Origin of the sequence: Rhodoferax sp., from assembly GCF_025354435.1 — a bacterium.
In the GTDB taxonomy this organism is placed as follows: domain Bacteria; phylum Pseudomonadota; class Gammaproteobacteria; order Burkholderiales; family Burkholderiaceae_C; genus Rhodoferax_B.
This window is the reverse complement of record NZ_JANXMU010000076.1, coordinates 35,267-41,519: the sequence shown is the minus strand read 5'-3', so window position 1 is coordinate 41,519 and position 6,253 is coordinate 35,267. Positions and strand designations below refer to the sequence as shown.

General features: G+C 60.9%; 8 protein-coding genes. 4 read left to right on the top strand and 4 right to left on the bottom strand.

What is annotated here, in order from left to right; genetic code table 11:
- Window positions 1-136: 136 nt before the first annotated feature.
- Together Q0T48_RS19275 and Q0T48_RS19270 are read right to left on the bottom strand one after the other, a co-directional pair.
- A complete protein-coding gene (locus tag Q0T48_RS19275) occupies window positions 137-511 on the bottom strand; it encodes a hypothetical protein (protein WP_295959797.1) in 375 nt (124 codons plus the stop codon).
- A 121-nt stretch (window positions 512-632) separates the two neighbouring features.
- Entirely contained in the window at window positions 633-1,334 is a 702-nt protein-coding gene (locus Q0T48_RS19270) for a Bax inhibitor-1 family protein (RefSeq protein WP_295959796.1), read from the bottom strand.
- 211 nt (window positions 1,335-1,545) lie between these two features.
- Between Q0T48_RS19270 and Q0T48_RS19265 the strand changes: the two genes are divergently transcribed.
- Entirely contained in the window at window positions 1,546-1,953 is a 408-nt protein-coding gene (locus tag Q0T48_RS19265) for a heme-binding protein (RefSeq protein ID WP_295959794.1), read from the top strand.
- Between the two features lie 42 nt (window positions 1,954-1,995).
- On the opposite strand, the gene Q0T48_RS19260 is transcribed toward Q0T48_RS19265, so the two are convergent.
- Window positions 1,996-2,940, bottom strand: coding sequence for a LysR substrate-binding domain-containing protein (locus tag Q0T48_RS19260; RefSeq protein ID WP_295959789.1), 945 nt, complete (start codon window positions 2,938-2,940; stop codon window positions 1,996-1,998).
- 108 nt (window positions 2,941-3,048) lie between these two features.
- Here Q0T48_RS19260 and betC point away from each other — a divergent pair, with 108 nt between their 5' ends.
- Complete coding sequence (gene betC, locus Q0T48_RS19255) at window positions 3,049-4,569, top strand: choline-sulfatase (protein WP_295959787.1); 1,521 nt, start codon at window positions 3,049-3,051, stop codon at window positions 4,567-4,569.
- A 124-nt stretch (window positions 4,570-4,693) separates the two neighbouring features.
- Here betC and Q0T48_RS19250 read toward each other — a convergent pair whose 3' ends face one another.
- A complete protein-coding gene (locus tag Q0T48_RS19250) occupies window positions 4,694-4,918 on the bottom strand; it encodes a hemin uptake protein HemP (protein ID WP_295959784.1) in 225 nt (74 codons plus the stop codon).
- Window positions 4,919-5,114: 196 nt separating this feature from the next.
- Here Q0T48_RS19250 and Q0T48_RS19245 point away from each other — a divergent pair, with 196 nt between their 5' ends.
- Both Q0T48_RS19245 and Q0T48_RS19240 read left to right on the top strand, forming a co-directional pair.
- Window positions 5,115-5,552 carry a hypothetical protein gene (locus Q0T48_RS19245; RefSeq protein ID WP_295959782.1) on the top strand — a complete coding sequence of 146 codons (438 nt, stop codon included), beginning with the start codon at window positions 5,115-5,117 and terminating at the stop codon, window positions 5,550-5,552.
- A 53-nt stretch (window positions 5,553-5,605) separates the two neighbouring features.
- Entirely contained in the window at window positions 5,606-6,142 is a 537-nt protein-coding gene (locus Q0T48_RS19240; protein ID WP_295959781.1) for an SCO family protein, read from the top strand.
- The last annotated feature ends 111 nt before the right edge of the window (window positions 6,143-6,253 follow it).

Genomic DNA, 6,253 nt, shown 5'->3' with positions numbered 1-6,253 from the left:
GTTTGCGGTGCTGGGCGAATCCCGCTTCTTGGTCGGCGGCCAGGGCCAGGGTGTGTTGCTTCATCTTTGTCGCCTTGTGAGGGATGACAATACCAATGCAAGTCACGCGCCAGGTCGGGACTTATTCAGCGTTGCCTTAAGACGCTTTGGCCTTGCCGCTGCGGGGCTCTTTGGTCTTGGGGGCGGCTTCTTCCTTGGTGGCGGCCACGGCTTCTTCGACCAGGGCTCCGCCTTCCACCGGGATTTTGATCACCGAGGCCACGCCCTCGATCTTGTTCTCGCGCATGTAGGTGTCCATTTCCTTCCAGCCGGCAAACACCGAGGCCTTGGAGGCTTTGGGATTCAGGGTGTAGCAGTCTTCGATGCCGCGCAGCGCGTGGCGGCAGGCGCCGCCCGTGGCTTTGGCATCGGCCTCGCGCGCCAGCACCTTGGGGTCGGGGTAGACACCGGGGATCTCGCAGCCCGCCAGCAGCAGGACGGCGCAAGAGACAACGAGGTGGCGGGTAGACATGGGCATATGTGGCAGGTAGTAGCTTAATTATCGGCTTCTGGGCTCCAACATTGACCCCTACTTTGGATATGGCCAAAGAAAAAGGCCCCGCAGGGCCTTTGACAGGGGATTGACCGGGTGGTCAGTCGCGTTCGCCGCCCATGATGCCCAGTAGGGACAACAGGCTCTGGAAAATGTTGAACAGGTCCAGGTACAGGGCCAGGGTGGCGGTGATGTAGTTGGTTTCGCCGCCGTCGATGATCTGCTTCAGGTCGTACAGCATGTAGGCGCTGAAAATACCGATGGCAGCCACCGAGATGGCCATCATGCCCGCAGTGGAGCCCACAAAGATGTTGACCACGCTGCCCACCAGCAGCACCAGCACGCCGACAAACAGCCATTTGCCCATACCGGAGATGTCGCGTTTGATGACGGTGGCCACGCTGGCCATCACGAAGAACACACCTGCCGTGCCTGCGAAGGCGGTCATGATCAGGTCAGGCCCGTTTTTAAAGCCCAGCACCTGGGCAATCATGCGCGACAGCATCAGGCCCATGAAGAAGGTGAAGCCCAGCAATACCGGCACACCGGCGGCCGAGTTCTTGGTCTTTTCGATCGCGTACATAAAGCCGAACGCGCCGCCCATGAAGACCACCAGCCCCAAGCCGCCGTGCAGTGCCTGGGTGATGCCCGTGGCCACGCCTAACCACGCGCCCAGCACCGTGGGTACCAGGCTCAGGGCCAGCAGCCAGTAGGTGTTGCGCATGACGCGGTTGCGCTGCTCTTGCAAGGCGCCGGTGTCGGGGCTGATGCCAAAACCTGCGCTGGTGTAACGGTCGTTCATAGAGATTTGTCCTTCAAATTCTGCAAAGCAGATGGGGAAATTCTAGGGCGATTCAAGGGCAAAGTAAAAATATTACCGTAAGCGTGACCTATTTTCCATGGGGGTACTGGACAAACACAGGTCCCAAATGGCTAGTTTTCATGCTGCGCTGCGGCAAAAAACGCATGCTGCCGTTATGCTTCTGGCTTTAACCACCCACTGGGAATTTGCCTTGAAAACCAAATCTGTACTCGAATTTGCCGACGTGAAAACCATTGCCGCCGCGGCCGAAGCCGAAGCGCTGAAGAACCAGTGGGCGGTGACCATCGCCATCGTCGACGATGGCGGCCATCTGCTGCACTTGCAGCGCCTGGACGGTGCCGCTGCGCTGTCGTCGCACATTGCGCCCGCCAAGGCCCACACCGCTGCGCTGGCCCGCCGCGAATCCAAGGTGTACGAAGACATCATCAACGGCGGCCGCACTGCGTTCCTGACCGCTCCCTTCATCGAAGGCATGCTTGAAGGTGGCGTGCCCATCATCAAAGACGGCCAGTGCATTGGCGCGGTGGGTGTCAGCGGCGTGAAGTCGCCCGAAGACGCGCAAATCGCCAAGGCCGGGATCGCCGCCATCGGTTTGTAAAAGCTACTATTTTTATAGCTACTGGCGTAGACAACATATACGCTAGCGGCCTTTTTTATCTAAAAATGGGCTGTGCAGCAAAGCCTGTTCGCATTCGCCCACGATCCACTGCCTGAAGCGTTGCACCGGCTCGGGTGTGCGCTGGGCGTTGGGCTCCACCAGAAAGTAGCCGTGGGCCGTGGTGGTGGGCTGGGCACAGGCGGCCACCAGTTGGCCGTTGCGCACCAGTTCGTCTACCAGCGGAGTCCAGCCCAGCGCCAGGCCTTGCCCGGCAATCGCGGCCTGGATCACCAGCGGGTAGTTGTTCAGCGTCAGGTCGTGGCTCTCGCCGGTGGCAGCCACACCGTGCAGCGCCCACCAGTTCTCCCAGCCCAGCCAGCGCAGCGGCTCAGCGCTTTCCAGATGCAGCAGGGGCAGCTTGGCCAAATCGGCGGCCTGGCCGGTCAATCTGTGGGTGGCCCAAAACCCGGGGCTGCACACCGGCACCACGATCTCGGGAAACAGCGCCACCGCCGTGCAGCCTGGCCACTGGCCCGCGCCGAAGGCAATCGCGATGTCCACCGGCTCGCCGCGGATGTCGAACGGGTCCTGGGTGGTGACGATGCGCACGTCCAGGTTCGGCACCAGCGCGCGCAGCGCGGCCAGCCGGGGCATCAGCCAGTAGGCGGCAAAGCCGAAGTCGGTGGCCACCGTCAGCACCTGGCGGGCACGGCGGCTGCGGATTTTGGCGGCGGCTTCGCCAATGCCGGCCAGGCTGTCGCGCACTGCATTGAAGAGCTGCAGGCCGTCGGCCGTGAGCGACACGCCCCGGTGGCCGCGTTTGAACAGCGGCACGCCCAAATCTTCCTCCAGCAGGCCGATGCGCTGGCTCACGGCGGGCTGGCTGGTGCCCAGCTCCAGGGCTGCGGCGGTAAAGCTCAGATGGCGTACCGCGGCCTCAAAAAAGACCAGGCTTTGCAGGGGCGGGAGCCGGCGCGGTGTTGCCATAACGAATGTTTATGGATATATAAGAAATGAAAGTCTTCACGCGCAGATTACACCTGCGTAGACTACATTTTTTGCATAAACCCCCATTATGTTTGGAATGAGAGAAACATGGCACAACCGAATATCTTGATCCTGATGGCCGACCAGCTCACGCCCTCGGCGCTGGCCGCGTACGGCAACAAAGTCAGCAAGACCCCACACATCGACGCGCTGGCCGCCGGTGGCGTGGTGTTTGAATCGGCCTACACCAACAGCCCGCTGTGCGCCCCGTCGCGCTACGTGTTTATGGCGGGCAAATTGCCCTCGGCCATTGGCGCGTATGACAACGCCGCCGAGATGCCGTCCGAGGTGCTGACCTTTGGCCACTACCTGCGCCACGCGGGCTACCGCACGATTTTGTCGGGCAAGATGCATTTTTGCGGGGCCGACCAGTTGCACGGCTTTGAAGAGCGCCTGACCACCGACATCTACCCCGCCGACTTCGGCTGGACCCCCGACTGGGACCAGCCCGAGGTGCGCCCCAGCTGGTACCACAACATGGGCTCGGTCACCGATGCGGGCACCTGCATCCGCAGCAACCAGCTCGATTTCGACGAAGAAGTGGTGTTTCTGGCGCAGCAAAAGCTGTTTGACATCGTGCGCGACGACGATGCGCGGCCCTTTTGCATGGTGGTGTCGATGACGCACCCGCACGACCCGTACGCCATTCCGCAGCAGTACTGGGACCTGTACCGCGACGAAGACATAGACATGCCACGTGTGCCGCCCATAGACCCGGCGCTGATGGACCCACACTCAAAGCGCCTGCGCCATGTGAGCGATATGGACAGCACGCCCATCAGCGCCGCGCAAACCCGCCACGCCCGCCACGCCTACTACGGCGCGGTGTCGTACGTGGATGAGCAGATTGGCAAAATCTGCCGCACGCTGGAGCAAACCGGCCTGGCCGACAACACCATCGTCATCCTGCTGTCCGACCACGGCGACATGCTGGGCGAGCGCGGGCTTTGGTACAAGATGAATTTCTTTGAAAACGCCTGCCGCGTGCCGCTGATCGTGCACGCGCCACAGCGTTTCAAGGCGCACCGGGTGGCCGCCTCGGTGTCGTTGGTGGATATCTTGCCCACGCTGGTGGACATGGCGTTTGAAGGTGCAGCCCCGGCCGCCCCCGAGGCGCTGGATGGCCGCAGCGTCTGGCCGCACCTGCTGGGTACGGGCGGGCACGACGAGGTGGTGGGCGAGTATTTGGGCGAGGGGGCGGTGGCACCGCTCATCATGCTGCGGCGCGGCGTGCACAAGTTCGTGCATTCCCCGGGCGATCCGGACCAGTTGTTTGACCTGCAGGCCGACCCGCATGAGCTGAAGAATTTGGCCACCGACCCGGCGGCTGCTGACCTGTTGCAGGCCTTCCGCGCCGAGGTGGCTGGGCGCTGGAATATGCCGCAGTTACGTGCTGAGGTGGTGGCCAGCCAGCGCCGCCGTCGCTTCCATTACGCGGCGCAAAACCGGGGTGTCCCGCAGTACTGGGACCACCAGCCCTTCCAGGCGGCCAGCCAGCGCTACATGCGCAACCACATCGATCTGGATACCTTGGAAGCGCGGGCCCGGTATCCGGTGGTGAAAGCTTGAAATCAGGTGTGTGGGAAAAAAAGCATGGCTAGTCGGCGCGGGGTCGAAACCCCTTGCCGTTGGCTAGCAAAAACGATCCTCTCAGACTCCACGGAGAAGTCTGCGGATCGCCCCACGATGAAACCTATTTCGTCAAAATCAGTTTGCCCAGCTTGGTGTTCTGCAGGCGGTAAATAGAGCCGTTGTGCATGATCTCCACGGCCTTTTGGCCTTTGAGCAGATCACGGCTTTCTACGGCAGATGCCAGTTTAGGGGCAGCCTTGCCCATGTCCATGCCCTGGAGCACGCTGTTGGCGTTCTCGCCCGATGTCGGGTTGAACTGGGGGCGGGCTGAGAGGGTTGCGTACATGGTGTGCTCCTGTAAAGGGTTACGATTCGCTAATGATAATCATTCTCAATTGAATTGGAGCATTTTTCCGGAATATTTTTAATACGGTGTATGCAGCGTAGGCGCGGGTGTATCGGGTCGGCGGAAATGCTTGGTCTATGATTGCTATTTTTTAGATAGCTTCCAACGTATGTCCTAGAAGCGTCAACTGCCTGTTTTGCGTTGGTTCGGCGTAGCCTGTCTGGTGGTGCTGGGTGGTGTGGCATGGTGGTGGAGCCGGGCGGAAGATGCGCATCAGGTGGAGCGCGGGCGACAGTTGTTTGTGGGTAACCAGCCGATGATGGCCCAGTTGTACGGACAAACCGCCCGCCTACCGGCCCTGGCCAGCCGTTGCAGTAATTGCCATGCGGTACAGCCAGTGGTCGCGCTAGGAACCCAGGCCTTTGGTCCGCGGCTCAACCGGGCCACGCTGACCGCGCTGGTACCGCGCCGAGGCGGCCCGCCGTCTCGCTTCACCCAGGAAAGTTTCTGCCGTTTGTTGTCTGAGGGAGTCGACCCCGCTTCCATCTTGCTGGCTGGTGCTATGCCCCGCTACACGCTGACTCCGTACGATTGCCAGTCACTGTGGCATTACTTACTAGACCAAAACCCCTGACATCTGTCTCCACCAATTTTGTCCATCGCCGCTATGTCTTGGCCACGGCCGGCGTGCTCTTAGGTGTACCTCTGTGGGCCAAAGCCCATCAGGGTGCTGGCATTGTGCGGCCGCCGCAAACCTTGCCATCGCTGCGGGTGTCGCCGGTGCTGGGCCCGCCCAAAAGGCTGGACGAGATGCTGGCCCGGCGCATCACGGCGGTCCAGCTCATGTTTACCGGCTGTAGCGCCACTTGCCCGCTCCAGGGGGCCCTGTTTGCAGATCTGCAAAGCCGGCTTGCAGGGGCCTCAGCCGAATTGCAATTGCTGTCGATCAGCATCGACCCCTTGGGTGACGATACCAAGGCTCTGGCCACTTGGCCGCAACGCTTTGGGGCCCAGCCCCGCCGCTGGACGGCGGCGCTTCCGGCCCTGAAGGATGTAGACCGCCTGCAGGACTTTTTCAATGGCCGGGCGATCGGGCCCGATCGGCACACGCCACAGGTTTACCTGTTCGACCGCAGTGCACGGCTGGTTTTCAAAAGTGTGGACTTCCCCAGCACCCAGGAAATAGAGCGTTTGATGACGGAGTTGGCAGCATCCAAGCGCTGAGTAAATTTTTTTCAATAATTTTGTACACAAAAAAATAAAATGCGTTTTGTTTTAAACAAAAGGTATTTTGTGTACACACCAATAAAATTCAGAGCTGCTCACGGAAAGCTT